The sequence below is a fragment of the Paenibacillus macerans genome (assembly GCF_900454495.1).
Taxonomy (GTDB): Bacteria; Bacillota; Bacilli; order Paenibacillales; family Paenibacillaceae; genus Fontibacillus; species Fontibacillus macerans.
Map to the genome: position 1 here is coordinate 400,582 of NZ_UGSI01000002.1, position 17,769 is coordinate 418,350.

Annotated in this window: 14 protein-coding genes; 6 read left to right on the forward strand and 8 right to left on the reverse strand. The window is 55.5% G+C overall.

The window, feature by feature from the left end:
• Positions 1-20: 20 nt before the first annotated feature.
• Positions 21-1,163: a glycerate kinase family protein gene (locus tag DYE26_RS24975; RefSeq protein ID WP_036618829.1), complete on the forward strand. Its 1,143-nt coding sequence runs from the start codon at positions 21-23 to the stop codon at positions 1,161-1,163.
• 175 nt (positions 1,164-1,338) lie between these two features.
• Here the strand turns inward: DYE26_RS24975 and DYE26_RS24980 are convergent, their stop codons facing one another.
• Positions 1,339-2,367: a CdaR family transcriptional regulator gene (locus DYE26_RS24980; protein ID WP_036618831.1), complete on the reverse strand. Its 1,029-nt coding sequence runs from the start codon at positions 2,365-2,367 to the stop codon at positions 1,339-1,341.
• Positions 2,368-3,063: 696 nt separating this feature from the next.
• Between DYE26_RS24980 and DYE26_RS24985 the strand changes: the two genes are divergently transcribed.
• Both DYE26_RS24985 and DYE26_RS24990 read left to right on the forward strand, forming a co-directional pair.
• The gene (locus DYE26_RS24985; protein ID WP_036618833.1) at positions 3,064-4,125 is read left to right on the forward strand and encodes an LLM class flavin-dependent oxidoreductase; all 1,062 of its coding nucleotides are present in this window, start codon (positions 3,064-3,066) and stop codon (positions 4,123-4,125) included.
• 239 nt (positions 4,126-4,364) lie between these two features.
• Positions 4,365-5,360 carry a hypothetical protein gene (locus DYE26_RS24990; protein WP_127463465.1) on the forward strand — a complete coding sequence of 332 codons (996 nt, stop codon included), beginning with the start codon at positions 4,365-4,367 and terminating at the stop codon, positions 5,358-5,360.
• 124 nt (positions 5,361-5,484) lie between these two features.
• Here DYE26_RS24990 and DYE26_RS24995 read toward each other — a convergent pair whose 3' ends face one another.
• Complete coding sequence (locus DYE26_RS24995) at positions 5,485-6,120, reverse strand: flavin reductase family protein (protein ID WP_036618838.1); 636 nt, start codon at positions 6,118-6,120, stop codon at positions 5,485-5,487.
• A 141-nt stretch (positions 6,121-6,261) separates the two neighbouring features.
• On the opposite strand from DYE26_RS24995, the gene DYE26_RS25000 reads away from it, so the two are divergent.
• Positions 6,262-6,957, forward strand: coding sequence for an ArsR/SmtB family transcription factor (locus DYE26_RS25000; RefSeq protein ID WP_036618839.1), 696 nt, complete (start codon positions 6,262-6,264; stop codon positions 6,955-6,957).
• A gap of 21 nt (positions 6,958-6,978) precedes the next feature.
• Here the strand turns inward: DYE26_RS25000 and DYE26_RS25005 are convergent, their stop codons facing one another.
• The 5 genes from DYE26_RS25005 to DYE26_RS25030 form a co-directional block, all read right to left on the reverse strand.
• Positions 6,979-7,728 (reverse strand): guanylate kinase, encoded by a 750-nt coding sequence (locus DYE26_RS25005; RefSeq protein WP_227872802.1) that lies wholly within the window; start codon positions 7,726-7,728, stop codon positions 6,979-6,981.
• Between the two features lie 570 nt (positions 7,729-8,298).
• Entirely contained in the window at positions 8,299-9,351 is a 1,053-nt protein-coding gene (locus DYE26_RS25015) for a C40 family peptidase (protein WP_036618844.1), read from the reverse strand.
• 70 nt (positions 9,352-9,421) lie between these two features.
• On the reverse strand, positions 9,422-10,708 hold the full coding sequence (gene serS, locus DYE26_RS25020; protein WP_036618847.1) for a serine--tRNA ligase: 1,287 nt from the start codon (positions 10,706-10,708) through the stop codon (positions 9,422-9,424).
• 523 nt (positions 10,709-11,231) lie between these two features.
• Positions 11,232-11,801 carry a hypothetical protein gene (locus DYE26_RS25025; RefSeq protein WP_306436801.1) on the reverse strand — a complete coding sequence of 190 codons (570 nt, stop codon included), beginning with the start codon at positions 11,799-11,801 and terminating at the stop codon, positions 11,232-11,234.
• A gap of 971 nt (positions 11,802-12,772) precedes the next feature.
• Complete coding sequence (locus DYE26_RS25030) at positions 12,773-13,849, reverse strand: bifunctional transcriptional activator/DNA repair enzyme AdaA (protein ID WP_036618853.1); 1,077 nt, start codon at positions 13,847-13,849, stop codon at positions 12,773-12,775.
• 307 nt (positions 13,850-14,156) lie between these two features.
• Between DYE26_RS25030 and DYE26_RS25040 the strand changes: the two genes are divergently transcribed.
• Entirely contained in the window at positions 14,157-15,206 is a 1,050-nt protein-coding gene (locus tag DYE26_RS25040; protein ID WP_036627327.1) for an agmatine deiminase family protein, read from the forward strand.
• A 25-nt stretch (positions 15,207-15,231) separates the two neighbouring features.
• The gene (gene aguB, locus DYE26_RS25045) at positions 15,232-16,110 is read left to right on the forward strand and encodes an N-carbamoylputrescine amidase (protein WP_036618857.1); all 879 of its coding nucleotides are present in this window, start codon (positions 15,232-15,234) and stop codon (positions 16,108-16,110) included.
• Between the two features lie 89 nt (positions 16,111-16,199).
• Here aguB and DYE26_RS25050 read toward each other — a convergent pair whose 3' ends face one another.
• Positions 16,200-17,246, reverse strand: a complete 1,047-nt coding sequence (locus tag DYE26_RS25050; RefSeq protein ID WP_036618860.1) for a hypothetical protein — start codon at positions 17,244-17,246, stop codon at positions 16,200-16,202.
• Positions 17,247-17,769 lie beyond the last annotated feature (523 nt).

The window sequence follows — 17,769 nt, forward strand, 5'->3', positions numbered from 1 at the left end:
ATCATAGACGGGGTGAGAAAATGAAAGCGAAAACATTTGTGCTGGCGCCGGACTCGTTCAAAGAGAGCATGACGGCCAAGGAAGTGTGCGCTGCGATGGAAAAGGGGCTGCGCAAAGTTTACCCGCATGCCGACTATATCCACGTTCCGATGGCGGACGGCGGCGAAGGCACGGTGCAGTCCCTGGTGGACGCTTCCGGAGGACGGATCTATACGCAGGTGGTAACCGGGCCGCTCGGGGAGCCGGTGACGGCGCGGTACGGCATTCTGGGCGACGGAGAGACCGCCGCGATCGAAATGGCCTCGGCCAGCGGAATTCACCATGTGAGCAAGGAGACGAAAAATCCGCTGATCACAACCACTTACGGCACCGGCGAACTGATCCGCGAATGCCTTGATAAAGGCATCAAGCGGATTATCATCGGCATCGGCGGCAGCGCCACCAATGACGGCGGGGCGGGCATGGCCGAGGCGCTGGGCGCCCGGTTCCTGGATGCGGAAGGCCGGGATCTGCCCCGCGGCGGCGGAGCGCTAAAGCGGCTGGAGCGGATCGATATTTCCGCGCTTGATCCTAGGCTGCGGCAGGTGAATCTGATCGTCGCCTGCGACGTGACGAATCCGCTGTGCGGCGAGCATGGCGCGTCCCATGTGTTTGGACCGCAGAAGGGCGCCACGCCGGAGATGGTGCGGCAGCTCGACGCCGGCCTGGCCCATTACGCGGACATTGCGAAACGGCAGCTCGGCAAGGATGTGCGCGATATTCCCGGCGCCGGGGCGGCCGGCGGGCTGGGAGCGGGGCTGCTGATTTTTACGCAGGCCGTGCTGCGGAAGGGCATCGAAATCGTTATCGAATACACCGGCTTGAAACAGAAGGTGGCGGAGGCGGATGTGGTGTTTACCGGCGAAGGCGGCATCGACTTCCAGACGAAATTCGGCAAAACTCCTTACGGGGTAGCCAAAGCGGCCAAAGAAGCGGGTAAAAAAGTCATCGCCGTCGCTGGTTACATCGGCGAAGGGATCGAAGCGCTGTACGAGGAGGGGATCGACGCGGTGTTTGGCATTGTCCCGGGCGCGGGCGAATTGGAGAAGCTGCTGGCCGAAGGGCCGCAAAACGTGGAGCGCACCTGCGAAAACATCGCCAGAGTGCTGAGGATGAGCGAGTGATCCAGAGTGCTAAGCTGAGCGAGTAGTCCAGAGTGCTAAGGCTGAGCAAGTATCCTGAGTGCTGAAGCTTTGCGAGAGCCGACGTGGGCGGGCGAATGGAGTCCGCCCTTGTACGACATGGAAAGCCGAGGGAGAAAGGTTGCGTCGTATGCGCCCTTTCTTTTTTCCTTGCCCTTTAGCTGTACAGCGACAGCAAGCCGTGAATAAGCTCAAACAATTGCAGCACGTTCCGCGGATCTTTGCCGGTCACGGTTTCGATCCGTTTCAGCCGGTACTGGAGCGTGTTGCGGTGGATATTTAGTTCGGCCGCCGTCAGGGAAACGCTGCAGTTGTTGTTGATGAAGCTGCGCAGCGTCTCCAGCAATTCTGCGGAATCCTCTAGCTTGCCGACGGCATGCAGGTCGTCGGACAGTTTCACTTGGCTCAGCTTCACCAGAAACGGAGCCTGCTCATAATAGACCGTCCGCACCGGCAGCTTTAATGCCAGCAGTACGCCCATAGCTGACTTCGCCTGCCGCTGGCTTTCCGCGATGCTGCTCGCAAACTGGCCAACGGAGATCAATACCTCGGGTTGTTTTTTCAGCAGCTGGCGAATCAGCGGCTCTGTGTCCGCTTCATGCTGCACGAGGATGAGGCAGGCGTCCTCCTCCAGGAGAAAAGAGGGATATGGCCGCAGCAGCCTGGACGTCTCTTCGTCCCATTGGAGATTTTTTAGATAGAGCGCCGCGGTTTTTAACAGCAGGTCCAGCTTGTAGGCGGCGGCTTCCTTTTTCAGCTTCTGGGTGTAAGGCCCTTGCGCGGCAAGCAGCGTTTCCAAAAACGCTTTTTTGCGGGTGGCTTCATGCGCCAGATTTTCCAAGGCGGTTTTCTGCTCGATCAGCAGCGCTACGGTCGTCCTTACGATATTGCAAAAAGGCCGGACCTCGTCCGGATTGCCGCTGATGCCAATGACGCCGACGCGCCGGCCGTCGATGACGATCGGTTCGTTGGTGCCTTTTTTCTCAAAACGTTTGTCCTCCCATACCTCCACCATTCGTCCTGTGGCCAACGCTTTGACGGCGCCTTGGTGGACGGTGCCCACCCTTTCTTTTTTGCCGCTGCCGACGATGATCCCCCGGTCGTTCATAATATTGATGTTATAGGGAATGTCCATCATCATTTTATCTACGATTTCCTGGGCCTGCTTCTCGGAAAGCTGGAACAACTCGGGGTCCTCCTTCGGAAAAAAATCTGCCTACAACCATTCTATCCTTCGGCAAAGAAGTATACATCATTTGTGCATTTGCATGAAATGATAAAAGACGTAAATCCGGTACTAAATCCGGTACTCTAGAAATCGGGTTAGTCCGAAAAGGACGCTAAAAACTCTGTTCGCCCGAAAAAGCGGGTCCTAAATTGCAGCGGTCACAGGAGGTGTAATTTCCTGCAGATTCGTAAAAATTGCCTCGTTTAGAGCAAAATAAGGTCAGTTGTGTCCGTTAAGATAGGGAATAACCAGGAAATACCATTAGCGTTGCATCCACTTCTGCTTAAGATTTCCCGTAAAAGCTACCCGGAGATCTAACGGTTGTAGCGGCTGCTATCTTATGAAAAAGGCCCCTTTCTAAATTGTAACGGTTGTAAGCGTCGTTATTTTCCTGAATCTAATCCAAATAACCGGATTTCAGTGAAATAAGCGCCGTGGCAACCGTTACAATTTGAAATCAACGTTTTTAAGACAAATAGTGCTAATGGCAACCGTTAGAATATTTGTGGCAAGAAAATGTATCTAATGGCAAATTTCGAATATAGGTATGCAGAAGCGTACAGTTTATAATCAAGCGCTTTTCTTTTTGCCTTAATGAGAAAAGTATAGTAGAATACAAAAGTATAGTTAATATATTGAAGCGGGGGACCGATCATGGAAATAGGAATCAGCACGTTTGTGGAAACCACGCCGGACGTTGTTACCGGCGAAGTCATCAGTCATGCGCAGCGGCTGCGCGAGGTCGTGGAGGAGATTATTCTGGCCGACCGGGTGGGGCTTGACGTTTTTGGCGTCGGTGAGCATCATCGGAAGGATTATGCAGCGTCTTCGCCCACCCTTGTATTGGCGGCGGCTGCGCCGCAAACGAAACGGATTCGCCTCACCAGCGCGGTGACCGTATTGTCGTCGGACGATCCGGTCCGGGTGTTTCAGGATTTCGCCACGCTCGACGGCATCTCCAACGGACGTGCGGAGATTATGGCGGGGCGCGGTTCTTTTATCGAGTCCTTTCCGCTGTTCGGATATGATTTGAACGATTACGACGAACTGTTTGATGAGAAGTTGGACCTGCTGCTCAAGCTGCGGGAGTCGGAAAAGGTAACCTGGCAGGGTAAACACCGCCCGGCGATTCAAAACCTGGGCGTCTACCCTCGTCCGGTACAGAATCCGCTCCCCGTATGGATCGGCAGCGGCGGCAATACCGAGTCCGTCGTCCGGGCCGGGGTGCTTGGATTGCCGCTGGTGCTGGCGATCATCGGCGGCCGTCCCGTCCAGTTTGCGCCGCTGGTGAAGCTGTATAAGCGTGCGGCGGCCGAGGCCGGACACGACGTTTCCAAGCTGACGGTGGCTTCGCATTCGCACGGGTTTGTCGGGGATAAGCTGGACGAGGCGGTCGAGAAGTTTTTCCCGCCGACCCAGGCCGGCATGAACATCATCGGCCGGGAGCGGGGCTGGGGCTACTACAGCCGCGCCACCTACGATGCGGCCCGCAGCCTGGAAGGCGCACTGTACGTCGGCGATCCGGAGACGGTCGCGGCCAAAATCATCCACCTGCGCAAAAACGTCGGCATCACCCGGTTTATGCTGCATTGTCCGCTCGGCACGATGCCTCACGAGGACGTCATGAGATCGATCGAGCTGCTCGGCACCGAGGTGGCGCCTCGCGTCCGCGAGGAAATCGCCCGCTGGGAAGCGGAAGGTGAGGAAGTGGAGTAAGTTAAAGCCAAAAAGCGCGAGTAATAGGGGAAGGTGTCCTTGTCCTCTATGCTCGCGCTTTTTTATACACGAAATAGTTCTTCGGAAGCAGGGAAATTGTTGGATAATAGAGAAATAACGGAAAGGAAAAGCTTTTTTTGACCGGTACCCGATTCGGTGAAGGGCCGGGATTTGAAGGTGTTGCGGCTTGCACGTTGATGATCAGGTGCTCTCAAAATTGGTTAAGGACTGGCGGGGCTATGGATAAAGAGGCGATAAAGAAATTAAAGTCCAGATATATCCTCCTATGGACCGGGTCTGTATTATGTGCGATTCTAACAATTTTTCTTCTTGTAATGGGAGAAGTTCTTCTTGGGATGTTACTCGGAGCTCTTATTATTGTTGTGGTGCCGGCTATGATAATGTACAGCAAACTGCTTAAAGGAGACATTCGTCCTTATGTTCCCAGGAAGGGCTTTTGGTATTACCGGTTGTCTCCTCAGGACAAAATAACTTATCTATCAGTAAGCCAGTTGGTTTTCTTCTTGCTCCTCATCGTTTTTTGGCTGTTCGATCTTGGTACGTGGTACGCGACTTTCACCGCCCTGGGCGGTATCGTTTATATACAGTTTGTAATCAAGCGGCGAATTAAGCTGCATACGCCCGTGGATGACGCCAGTCTGTTCGAACTTGAGGAGTTGGGAATCATTGCTTCCGAAGAATCGGTAGTTGGCTTGTACAAAGACTTTACATCTTGGAGTGACGTTCACGAGGGGGCCAAAATCGTCGTGCTCACGCCGGATCATCTGATTTTGATCCGCATGGTCACCCCGGAAGAGGGGGAGCGGTATGAATTGCGTTTGAAAGAGATTGCGGGCCTCTTCATTATGGCCGATGGAAGATACGGTCAAGGCATGATCTTAACATTTAGAATGGCAAACGAAACAAGCATTCGCTTAACTCTCTTGGGGGAAAGCGCCCAGGACTCCCCGGAGCAGTTCATTTATGCCCTGCTGAATTCCTTGGACCGGGTCAATATGGAAGCGGGAACTAAGGCCAAGGAGGTTGTCCTTGTGAAGGCTAATCGACCCGCTCCCGCCCACACCAGCTTTTCGAACGGAGCGCCGCGGCCGGTAATCCGTCATCTGGATTTGCCCGATTTCGAGCCCTCGATCAAGGAACCGGGACTATCTCCTGAAGCCAAAGAGATATCGGACTATCAAGATAAGGGAAAAGGCCGGCAGCTTGATTTTTAAATGATGGCTTCGGTCTTCAATGGATTACTTCCTGGTTAGGGGCTTATTTTGTTGAATAGAGAAGCGTTGGGCGATTCTGAACCGGGGTTCTCGGAATGATGAATTCCGAATCCCCTTAATCTTCTCAGCTCTCCGCCCGGAACGTCTTCCCCAGCCGCTCCCCCAAGCCGAAATAGTGGCGGAAATTGTAGATGAGCGGGCTCCATTTGCTCGGGTCGATGCGGTTTTCGTCCAGGAGGATGCTGCGGTGGGCGTGAACCCTCACTGCCCGGGTTTCGACGATGGCGAAATCCGGAGAATGTTCCGGGACGCGCAGGGACAACACCTCGGCTTCGATCTGCAAGGGACATTCGCGAATGCGCGCGGGTTTTACTTGATGCGATACCGCCGGCGTTAAGCCGCTGGCCGCAAACTTGTCTTTTTCGAAGTTAAAGCCCATATCCAGCTTGGCTTCCGGCACCGGATTCTTGCCGGTTGTCGGGGCCAAGCGCTCCACGTTCTCCCACATGGACGGGCTGGGAAGATTGATGACACATTCGCGGTGCCTGTCCAAATTTTCCGCCGCTTTTCCGTTCAGCCCGATGCCCAGCACGATGATATCCCCGAGCGCCCACGAGGAAGAGATCGGACTGATATTGACGGTGCCGTCCTCGTTTAACGTATTCAGCAAAATCACCGGGGTTCCGTAATATAAAATTTTAGGCCGGATTACCTTGGTTTCAGCCGGCCCTGCTTCCGTATTGTCCGTGTAATGCTTCATCTTAGCTCCTCCTTTAGTAACTTTCTTCGAACTGCTTTCCCAATTGTATAATAAGGACATTTCCACTATGATCGAAGTATGGATTGCATAGCAAAATAAAGCCGTCATACGAAAATCCACGACAAGGAGGAAGCAACTTATATGGCAATCGTAAACACCAATGTGGCGCTTATCGCCTCGATGGTCAGCGACGCCTCCCGTTCGGCCATACTTAACGCCCTGATGGACGGAAGATTCCACGCGGCCGGGGAGTTGGCCCGGATGGCGGGCATCCAGCCGCAAACGGCAAGTTTTCATTTGGCCAAAATGGTTGATGCCGGGTTGATTGCCGTCGAAAAACAGGGCAGGCACCGGTATTACGGCATCCGGAATCCGGAGGTCGCGCAGGTGATGGAATCGCTATTGTCCATCGCGCCGCCGGTGAAGATCAAATCGCTTAGGCAATCGGCGGAAGAACAAGCGCTGCGCAAGGCCCGCACCTGTTATGATCATTTGGCCGGAAACCTGGGGGTGAGCTTAACCCAAAGCCTGGTCCGGGAGGGGATATTGCTGGAAGGCGAGAACGGATTTGAAGTAACGAAAAATGGGGAAGCTTTTTTTGAAAATTTTCAAATCGATCTGAACCGGGTAAAAAGAAAACGCCGCTCATTTTCCCACAAATGCCTGGATTGGAGCGAACGGCGTCATCATTTGGCCGGAGCGCTGGGCCACGCCCTGCTGGACAGGCTGCTGGAGCTGAATTGGGTGCAGCGTCTGCCGAATACGAGAGCGGTCAAAATTACGCCGCAAGGCAAAGCCGGGTTGAAAGAAACTTTCGCGCTGGAGGTAGAGGATTAACAGCCTCCGCCTGCTTAGTTCCTATATTCGCCCCTGCAGAAATAATTTGATTTTTTCCAGCGTTGCGGCCGTTTCGATATTTTGCAGCAAAAAATCGCTTTCCCGCTTGTAAATCACCTGGTCGGAGTAATTCCGCAAATACTCTTCGAGCACCTCGGGAGGAGTTCCTTCCCGCTCCAGGCGAAGCCGGATATCTTCCTTGGTGACATACAGAAAAATCCGGATAGCGTCATCGCCGTATAACTTCCGGAATGTCCGGACGCCTTCGTGGTTTACGACGACGATTGCGGCCTGGCGCTGCTGCAGCGCCTGCTCCAGCTCAAGCTTTGCGATGCCGTAGCCGCCCCGTTCGAGGCGAACGGCCTCGCACAGCTCGTCCTTGTCCTGAAGCGCCCGGAATTCCGCGTCGGAGATGAAATGATAATGCTCTCCGTCCCGTTCGCCCGGTCGAGGCGCGCGTGTCGTATAAGGAAGCACATAAGGAATACCCAGTTCGGAGCTCAATCGCATGGCAATTTCTTTGCGTCCCGAGCCGCTTGTTCCCGTGATGACAATGACCTGTTGCTTCGCGGCGCCGCCAAACTCGCCAGCTTCGTTAGCCTCACCGGCCTTGCTAGCCTCGCCGGCCTTAGAGGTTTCGGCGGTTATGCCCGTTGCTTCAGGCTTGCCGATTGATTCGGGGGGAACGGGAGACGTTTTTGACGATTTCAGCCATTTCCACATCGCTCTCCGTGCGCGCGGCGAGGACCGGACTTTCGCCCTGCGGCGCACGGATTCACCTCCTTGCGGCAAAATTTTCTCTATATCATATATTTCGGCAGATTTTGGTAAATTCGTTACGTTTGCAGGTGAAATTGTAGTGCTGGCATGCGATTCGGTCATCGACGCGCTCAAGGAAGACAGACCTCGTTTAGCGATAGTTTTTCCCGTGATTATGAAATTGCTCAGCTCCGCTGAGGAAGCGGGGGAAGGGTGGCGAAATGCAAAAGTGCAGGCGGTTTTCGCCAAATTTCCCCGAAACAGGTGGTTCAGATGCAAAAGTGCAGTTCACTTCCGGTCATAAGCTACTTTTTTTATCGGATAGCCTAAAAAGAGATGCACTTTTGCATTTCAATCGCTCTAAAATGGTGATTTGCGGGAAATAGAATGCACTTTTGCAGTTGATCCCATCGGGTCGCCCTTCTTCCCGTGAAAAACAGGCAAACCCGGCTGCAGGCCTTGACCCAATTTGGCTTGGTGTTGGCCCAATTAAATAATCTAAAAAAGACCCGCGGAGGAGGCTTGAAAAACACTTCCACGGGTCTTTTGCGTCTCAGGATTCGCCTGCCCGGCGCCGCCTCTCTAAAACACCCGGCGCGCGGTTACGAACCGTTTTCTCCATTGGCCGTCAAACTCCCCGATATGTACGCCCTTCTCATTGGAATAGGTGTGAAGGATTTTATTGTTCCCGGCGTAAATGCCGACATGGCCGATGTCCAGCCCGCGTGAGCTGAAAAAGAGTAAATCGCCCTTGCGCAGTTCGTTTTCGCCGACCTCTTTGCCTTCTTTGGCTTGGTCATAAGAGACGCGCGGCAACTCAATCGACAGCACGCTCTCAAATACGTGCTTGACAAAAGAAGAGCAATCGAACGTATTCGTTTGATCCGGCGAAGCTCCGAATTCGTAAGGCGTTCCCTCGAAGGTTTTGCCGTAAGCGATCAGCTTGTCCGCTTGTTTTTCCGCTAACGCGTCGCTGGTGTAATCGGTGTATTTCGGCTTGGCGGACACATATCCGCTAAGTGCGTCCGGAGTGCGCGCTTCCAGCCAGAAGGCGCCGACCTCACGGGCTACGTGAATCTTGCTGCCGGCGGGCAGCAGTTTAACGGCGTTGCCTTCCGCGTCAGGCTTGCTGCGAAGGTAAACACTCTGCTTAATCGTCGTATCGTAATCGAAAGCCGAAGCGATCCGCACTGTCCGTCCGGCTCCGTCCCATTCCACCTCGCTGCCCAGCGCTTCGCTCACGAAGCGGAGCGGAACCAGCGTGTGACCGTCCGCGATTTGTCCGGGAACCGCGAGCGCCAGCGTGTGACCGTTCAGCTGCGCTTCCCGCTCGCCGATCCGGTAAACAAGGGTCGTGCCGTCTTTGGCCGCCGTTACTGTTTTGTTCTCCCCATCCCATGCCGGCTTTGCGCCTAAAGGTTCAAATACGTCGCGGATGGGGACGAGCACGGTTCCGTTGACCAAGACCGGCGGGACTTCAGGCACAAGCGGCTTCCCGTCCAGTTCTATGGCAATGCGGCTGTCCGCACCGGCTTGCCCCTGCTGGGCCGTACCGGCGGCGGCAGCCTCCGCCGAGGCGGACAATACCAAGGAGGCCGCCAGCATACACGTTATCGTGCGTTTTCGTTTCGTCATAAGATCACCTATTTCTGGATAGTCTTATATATTTAAACGGTGCCGGTGCGGATTAGTTTTATAGTAAATATTACCTATATGGTGGTGCGATCCTTTCCAATCCGTTCATGTACTTGCGCAGCGCCTGCGGAATCCGGATGCATCCGTCTTCTTCCTGGTGGTTTTCCAGCAGCGGGATCAGAATGCGGGGCGAGGCCACCGCCGTGTTGTTCAATGTGTAGCAGTACTGCAGTTTGCCGCTGTGATCCTTGAACCGGATGTTCGACCGGCGGGCCTGAAAATCGAGAAGCTGCGACGACGAATGGGTTTCCCCGTACGCCGCCCGGCTCGGCATCCACGTTTCGATATCGTATTGTTTGTACGTTTTTTGCGACATGTCGCCGCTGCAGACGGCCATTACCCGGTAAGGGAGTTCCAGCAGTTGCAAGAGCTCCTCGGCGTTTTCTGTAATTTCCTGAAAAAGCTGTTCCGACACCCCCGGATCGTTTTGGCAGAGGATGACTTGCTCCACCTTCGCAAACTGGCGGACCCGGTACAAGCCGTGCACGTCTTTGCCGGCCGAGCCCACCTCATTCCGGAAGCACGGTGACGCCGCGGCCAGCTTGAGCGGGCGGGCGACATCAACGATTTCATCCTCGAAATACGAGACAAGCGGCACTTCCGACGTACCGACTAGATAGCGGTCTTCATCGGCGATCCGGTAGGTCTGATCCTGGCCAAGCGGGAAAAAACCGGTGTTTAGCATCGCCGCGGGCCGAACCATTAACGGGACCTCGAACAGTGCAAACCCTTTGGCAACCAGCAGGTCGACGGCCAACTGCTGCACCGCCCGGTGGAGCAAAACGCCAATGCCGGTGAGGTAGTAATTGCGGCTTCCGGCCGTTTTGACGCCGCGGGGAATGTCGATGAGACGGTGCAGCTCGCCGAGCGCCACGTGGTCCCGCGGTTCAAAGCCAAACGCCGGGGGCTCGCCGGCTCGCCTTACTTCCACATTGTCCCGGTCCGACCGGCCTATGGGCGTGTCCGGCGAAATCCGGTTAGGCACGAGCAGCATGAGGTCCCGATATTCCCGCTCCGCTTCCTGGAGTTCATGCTCCAGACCGGTGAGCCGGCGGTTCAGCGTTTTGACCTCCCCTTTGCACGATTCGGCCTCCTCCACCGCACGCTCACGAATAAACCCTTGAATACGCTGGGTCAATCGGTTCCGTTCCTGCCGCAAACGCTCGACCTCCAGCAGCAGCGCCCTGCGCTGATCATCCCGGCGGAGCAGCTCGGGGATCGCAAGATCAATCCCCTTTTGCTCCGCGATTAATTGAACCTGTTCCTGATGCTCCCGAATCCACTTGATGTCTAACATGGCTATCCGCTCCTTTGGTTATAAAAATACAAAAAGCGCTCTCGTCCGATTGGGACGAGGAGCGCTTGTATTCTCGCGGTGCCACCCAAATTGACCGAACGGTGTGATGCCGTTCAATCCACTTGCTTCCGCGGTAACGGGCGGATCCGGTTAACTTAGGGAGAAGGAGCCGTCTTTTGCCGGCTTCCCCTTGACGAAAACGCCTCCGAGTTGGATGCTCTTCATAGGCATGATTCCGATATATTTTTCACAGTATAGCGTAGATGACGTTATTTATTCAAGGGGGAGGAGGGGATTTAATGAAAAAAAATATGCCAACCGGATTCGCTCCTTTTGGCGCCGAGGACTTCATGGCGGGTTCGGTCTAGGCAGGTCGTTTCGGTTTAGGAGGTCGTTTCAGTCTAGGCAGATCGTTTCGATCCAGGCGGGTCGTCGGGTACAAACACCTCTCCTGGTTTTGACTATCCCCGCCGTTGCTTTAATCCGGCTTGCCATTATTTAAGCCGCTCCGGCGTGATCTCACTTAGCGTTTCTTCAGGCGGCTTTTCGGACTCTCCCCGAGCTTGCCGTTCTTTCCCCGGCGAATCCGTTCGTTTATCGCCTTGCTCCCGGTGCCTCCGCCGACAGCGTGCTGCTGCCGAGTGCCTGCGCTTCCGATCGCCGAGTTGGTGCCGCCCGTGCTGTAAGCTCCAGCTCCGCTCGCGACCTGCGTGGCCGCTGAGGTTCTCTGCCCCCGTGGCAGCTTCGCAATCTGATCATTGATGACGATCACCACTTCTTTGCCGTGGCGGCCTTTTCTCCCTTTCGCGTGCTTTCCGAATGAGGCATAACCGGGATGAAACCAGCTCACCGGCTCTCCCTTCAGCTCTTTGTTCTTCGCTTTTCCTCCGGCACCCACGCTTTGCTGCTGCCGCGTATGCGGTGAATTGATCGCCGCATTGCTGCCGGCGGCGCTGCTGCGCCCCGCACCGCTAGCGATTTGCGTCGTGTTTGGCGCGTTCGTAAACTGGCGGTTTACCACGAATACAATCCGGTGCACGCCCAGCAGAGGAGTTTGGGCAATCAACCGCTGCTTGCCTTTTTCCAGGATGATCGTCAGTTTACTGTCTTGATGAGACAATTGAACATCTCCTTTTAAACTAACCTATGGCCCGAGCCGTGAATCGGTAAGGGGCAATTGCCCCTTAGGCTAATAGGGCATGAGAGAGAAACTGTCCTTACAGGCAGCGAAACTGCCCGCGGTTAACCGCACGGGATGGGGCGGAAGGAAGCAGCGCAAGAAGCAGCGCAAGAAAAAGCGGAAGGTAGAAGCGTAAGAAGCAGAGCAAGGAAGCAATGGAAGGAAGCGGCCAAAAGATGCAGTGGAAGGGAGGCCGTTAGTGGAAAGGACATTAGGAGAAATAACGGCAAAAATGGGACTTGGGGCTAAAAAACGGTGATGACAGCCGGTTACTGGAAAGACCGATCGTCGGCTGGCTTTAGACCTTTAAATAGCGGCACTTTATGCACTTATTATCCGAAACCTAGCACGTTTATCCCCATTAGAGGCATTTTATGTACTTATTTTCCTGTAAACGCTCCAGAACGGGGCCGTTTCCTTGTGACCGGGGAAAATAGCAACATAAAATGCCGCTATTTCCCTCGGAGGGACGGATATCTCCAGAATAACGACATTTTATGCCCTTATGACTTCTTCGAGACGGGCAGCGCTTTTCCAACTAGCTCTAATTTGCTTAACTTGCTCCACTCACTCCATACGATCAAATAGTTCTACTCGCTCCACCTACCCAACTAACTTGACTCGCTCAACTAGTTAAACTCTCTCACCAGGTCAACTAGTTAAACTCGCTCCCCTTGCCCAACGTACCCAACTTGTCCCACTACCTCCGCTAGCTCACTCCTGCCACTCCAGCTACTTCTGCTACTCCAGCTACTTCTGCTACTCCAGCTACTTCTGCTACTCCCGCTACTTCTGCCACTACCTCACACTACCTCCCCTACCTCCGCAACTCCACAAACTCCACCAGCTCTATTTACTCAATCCGCTTAATCAGCTCCACCTGCTCAACTGGTATAATTCGTGACCGCCTTCACACTGCCGCTGCGTTTCTCATGGTTCAGCAGCCAGCTTTTGCGCGACAGGCCGCCGCCGTAGCCGCCCAACTCGCCATTCGAGTTGATGACGCGGTGGCAGGGAATGACGATGGCGAGCTGATTGGCTCCGTTGGCCTGGGCCACGGCGCGGTAACCCGCCGGATTCCCCACGGCAGCGGCCAGCTCGGCGTACGAGCGGGTTTCCCCGGGCGGGATTTGCTGCAGCTGCGCCCACACCTGCCGCTGAAAAGGCGACCCCAGCAAAAACAACGGGGTCTTGAATTCGCTTAACCCGCCGTCAAAATAAAGCGCCAGCTCTTTCTCAATCGAGCGGATCGGCGCGGTGACGCCGGGGATGACCGCCGCCTTGGTCCGCTGGCGAAGCCGCTCCACCTCGCGTTCCAGCCCGCGGCGGTCCACGAACTCCAGCAGATACAAGGCCGCTTCGTCGGCGATGGCGATCATCGGCCCCAGCGGCGTATCGAGCCAGGCCGCCCGTAAAATCCGGCCCTCATCCAGCCGGGTCGGCGGCGCGCCCATAATCCGGGAAAACGCGTCGCGGAACCCGCTGCTCGATTCGTAGCCTGTGGAAAGCTGGGCATCGATCACGGGCTGGCCGGAGCGAATATGCTTCATCGCCAGGCCCATGCGGCGGGCCCGGGCATATTCGACGAAGGTCATGCCGAAGCGCTTCTTGAATTGGCGGCGAGCCGTCGACGCATCGACGGAAAGCTGCCGGAAATCCTCGTCCCTCCAACGCTTCTCGGGATGCTGCTCCACCGCTGCCACCAGCCGCCGGACGAGATCGGACGCCTCGCCTGGGGGAGACAGCGGACGGCAGCGCTGGCATGGCCGAAAAGAAGCGAGCAGCGCTTCTTTGGCGGTCTCGAAAAATTCGCAATTCTCCAGCTTCGGTTTCCGCGCCGGGCAAGTGGGCCGGCAGAAGACGCCGGTCGTTTTCACGCCGACGTAGAATAAACCTTCGTATTCTGTGTTTTTCTCCAACAAAGCTTTATAAAATTCCTCTTTGCGTTCCGTGGGGATCATGCGCGGCCTCCCTGAAATTGGATTGTGTCCGTACTTACCGTCTTGATGTTGCCTGTTATAGATGCTTTCTGTATAGATGCTTACTGTTCAAAATGTCCTGTCCTATCCCAATACGTCATATCGCATAAATTATACCGCTCACCGGCCCGCGCCGCCGCCGAAAATCGGGCAGCGATTTTTTTCGCTCCGGCCTGTCCCGCAGGCGGTCAACACTTCCATTGTGGGCGGGTATGTTTTGTTATATGATATCATGGTGAACCAGGAATTCATGATCTAATGATTTTAAATATAGGGTGTGAGGGAAATGATGTATCCTAGAGACTTGAACTATAAAATGCCGGCCGAATGGGCGCCGCATGAGCGCACGTTTATTTCCTGGCCGGTGCAGGCGTCGATGTGTTATCCCGGGCAGCACGACGCGGTCTGCCGGGGTTATGCCGAATTCATCGCGGCGATCGCCGAATTCGAACCGGTGACGGTAGTCGTCAATCCGGACGATTTGCAGAGGGTGCAGGAAATCTTCAGCGGCGGCAATCACCGCCACCCGATCGAATGCCTGCCGATCGCGCACAATGACGCATGGCTTCGCGACAACGGCCCGACCTTTCTCGTGAATGGCGAAGGCGAGTTGGCCGGGGTCAACTGGCGGTTTAACGCCTGGGGCGGCAAATATGCGCCATGGGATTTGGATGACGCGGTCGCGCCGCAAATTCTCGAAGCGCTGGGCGTGAAGCGGTTTGACGCGCCGCTCGTGCTGGAAGGCGGCTCCATCCATACGGACGGCGAAGGCACGCTGCTGACGACGGAGGAGTGCCTGCTGAACGCGAACCGGAACCCGCAGATGAGCCGGGAAGAGATCGAAACGGCGGTGAAAAATTTCGCCAACGTCGATCGAATCATTTGGCTGAAGCGGGGCTTAAGCGGCGACGAGACGGATGGCCATGTCGACAACGTGGCTTGCTTTGCCGCGCCGGGCAAGGTAATTTTGCAGGTATGCACGGACCCGGAAGATGAAAATTATGAGATCACCCAGGAAAACCTGGCGATCCTGAACGCCGCGGTGGATGCTAAGGGACGCAAGCCGGAGATCATCCAAATTCCGCAGCCGCCGCGCACCATGTATGAAGACAGCCGCTTGACGCTGAGCTATCTGAATTTTTATTTCGTCAACGGCGGCATCATTTTGCCAGTGTTTGGCGGCGCCGCGGCGGAAACCGACCGGCAGGCGGAGCGAATCTTAAGCGAGGCGTTTCCGGACCGCAAAATCAGCACGGTGGACGGCATGGCGATCATCCGCGAGGGCGGCAATGTGCACTGCACGACCCAGCAAATGCCGGCGGGACGGGTACGCGTCTAAAATCAATAATAAAGGAGGACCCCTGATGAGAAATGTAAAGGTGGCGGCCACGCAAATGAGCTGCTCCACAAATAAAGAAGAAAACATCGCTAAGGCGGATAAGCTGGTCCGGGAAGCCGCCCGGCAGGGAGCGCAGATTATTTTGCTGCAGGAGCTGTTCGAGACGCCTTATTTTTGCCAAAAAGAAAAATCGGACTATTACGTCCATGCAACAGAACTGGAGGAGAACGCGGCGATCCGGCATTTTCGCCAGGTGGCCAAGGAGCTGAAAGTGGTGCTTCCGATCAGCTTCTACGAAAAAAAGAACAACGCCCGCTACAACTCGCTGGCCGTGATCGACGCCGACGGCGAGGTGCTCGGACGCTACCGGAAAAGCCATATCCCGGATGGGCCGGGATATGAGGAGAAGTTTTATTTTAACCCGGGCGATACCGGCTTTAAAGTGTGGAAGACGCGTTATGCCAAAATCGGCGTCGGCGTGTGCTGGGATCAATGGTACCCGGAAGCCGCCCGCTGCATGGCGCTGATGGGGGCCGAGCTATTGTTCTACCCGACTGCGATCGGCTCCGAGCCGCAGGACGGCTCGATCGATTCCAAGGATCACTGGCAGATGTGCATGCTCGGGCATGCCGCCGCGAACCTGGTGCCGGTCGTCGCTTCCAACCGCGTTGGCGTGGAAACGGATGAGGATTCCAGCATCACGTTTTACGGCTCGTCCTTTATCGCCGGACCTCAGGGCAACAAAATCGCCGAAGCGAACCGCACCGAGGAGACCGTGCTGGTGGCGGAGTTCGACCTTGATCAGTTGGAGACCCAGCGCATCGAGTGGGGAATTTTCCGCGACCGCCGGCCGGATTTGTACAAAATCATCACTTCCTATGACGGCGAGCTGCGTATTGACTAAGCACGTAATTTCATAGAAAATCAAGCCCCCAATTTCGCCCGAAGCCGTGATTGGGGGCTTTTGACAGCAGCATGCGGCGCAAGGCAGGTTCATCCTTGCCCGGTCTTAATCTCGGGGTTGGCGTCCATGATCGCTTCCGCCGTCTGCATTAGCCGGGGCAGATAGCGCAGCCCCTCCCCGGCGCGGGCGAGAAGGTCGGCGGAGCTATATATGCCGAGGTCGGCAAGCATTTCGTTGAAGCCGGGGAGCGATTTTTTGTGCAGGGCCGGAGCGTCGGCGGCCAAAATTTTGAGGCAGCGGGCAAAGGTAGCGACGATCCAGAACACCGCCTCCTGATGGCGGCCGCCCCGGATCAGCTCGCGGCTGCCGTCGATCGCGGCCGGGCGCGCCGCGGCGGTGATGTCGCTGCTGAAGAAGAACGGCGTACGGGCATGCGCAGCGGCCGCGTCGAAAGTCCGGGCCAGCGCGTCCAGATGGGATTCCGCCTGCTGCGGCCCGAGCTGAGTGCAGCCGAGCAGCCGCAGCAGCTCGGGGTATCTGGCGCTGAGCCCGTAGTCGGCCAGCGCCTGCCGGGCGGCGAGATAACGCAGCCGTACGGTAGGATTGCGCAGCGCGGCCGTAAGCAGGACATGGGTCATGATCCCGGTCGGAAACAGCCACGCGGTCACCTGGTCGTGCCATGGTGCGGAAGGGTCGATGCCGCGAAGTCCACGCTCTATGCGTTCCCGGGCGTTTTCGCAGCGGCGGCGTACCCATGGCCGTTCGGCGACACGGGGGGCCACTTCCGTCTGCAGCTTACGCAATCGTCCCGCCGGATCAGCGATGATCGTATCCGTCCGGAAGCTTGCGGCGAGATGATAATCCGTCAAGGCATTTTCGGCGGAGGCCAGTTGGCTCCAGGGCAGGTATGTTACCTCCAGGAGCGCTTTCTCGAAGAGAAATTTTCCCGGCTTGAGCGGTGGTTCGGTTTGAGCGGTCACAACGATAACATCGATGTCGGAACTTGGGGACATGGGCGCGTCATCCGGCAGACCAACCGTTGAACCGCTAAAATAGGCTCCCAGAAAATCCGCTTTCCGGGCTGCATGCTCCGCCACCCATCTGGCGGCTGCCGTTCGTGCGGACCCTACATTCATGAGCATCTTCCTCCATTTTTATGCAACATCGATATTTCGATCATAGTCGAAGCGAATCCGTGCTACAATCACAATCGGTACACCGCGGTAAGAAAACTCAGTCTGCCCGAGCCCCTCTAAATAAATGACTTTTATGTCCTTATTTTCCGGAGGTGAGCATGTCCATTCCCATTAGGGGACTTTTATGTTCTTATTTTCCAATAAACAGGGTGAAAAGCGCCATTTCCCTGCAGTTTGAGAAAATAACGACATAATTTCCCTCTATTACTCTTGAAGTGGGTGATCTCGCCGAATTAACGCCATTTCTGGTCCTTAGTTTCCGCCTGAGCACTAGCGTTTGCGTTAACTCTTGCACAAGACAACTTGCAGCCCTGATGTTTTCTGGATTTCCCGCCAAAACTCAAGTTTTCGAGCCGATTCTATCGCCCGCCGGAAATCTAACGGTTGCAGCAGCTGCTATTTTACGAAAATGGACCTTTTCTTAATTCTAACGGTTGCCATCGCCGTTATTTGCCTGAATCTA

Bases quoted from the DNA above. Each gene is read 5' to 3' on its own strand.
- DYE26_RS24975 (WP_036618829.1), top strand. From the start codon at position 21: ATGAAAGCGAAAACATTTGTGCTGGCGCCGGACTCGTTCAAAGAGAGC.
- DYE26_RS24985 (WP_036618833.1), top strand. From the start codon at position 3,064: ATGGAAATAGGAATCAGCACGTTTGTGGAAACCACGCCGGACGTTGTT.
- DYE26_RS24990 (WP_127463465.1), top strand. From the start codon at position 4,365: ATGGATAAAGAGGCGATAAAGAAATTAAAGTCCAGATATATCCTCCTA.
- DYE26_RS24995 (WP_036618838.1), bottom strand. From the start codon at position 6,120: ATGAAGCATTACACGGACAATACGGAAGCAGGGCCGGCTGAAACCAAG.
- DYE26_RS25000 (WP_036618839.1), top strand. From the start codon at position 6,262: ATGGCAATCGTAAACACCAATGTGGCGCTTATCGCCTCGATGGTCAGC.
- DYE26_RS25015 (WP_036618844.1), bottom strand. From the start codon at position 9,351: ATGACGAAACGAAAACGCACGATAACGTGTATGCTGGCGGCCTCCTTG.
- serS (WP_036618847.1), bottom strand. From the start codon at position 10,708: ATGTTAGACATCAAGTGGATTCGGGAGCATCAGGAACAGGTTCAATTA.
- DYE26_RS25030 (WP_036618853.1), bottom strand. From the start codon at position 13,849: ATGATCCCCACGGAACGCAAAGAGGAATTTTATAAAGCTTTGTTGGAG.
- DYE26_RS25040 (WP_036627327.1), top strand. From the start codon at position 14,157: ATGTATCCTAGAGACTTGAACTATAAAATGCCGGCCGAATGGGCGCCG.
- aguB (WP_036618857.1), top strand. From the start codon at position 15,232: ATGAGAAATGTAAAGGTGGCGGCCACGCAAATGAGCTGCTCCACAAAT.
- DYE26_RS25050 (WP_036618860.1), bottom strand. From the start codon at position 17,246: ATGAATGTAGGGTCCGCACGAACGGCAGCCGCCAGATGGGTGGCGGAG.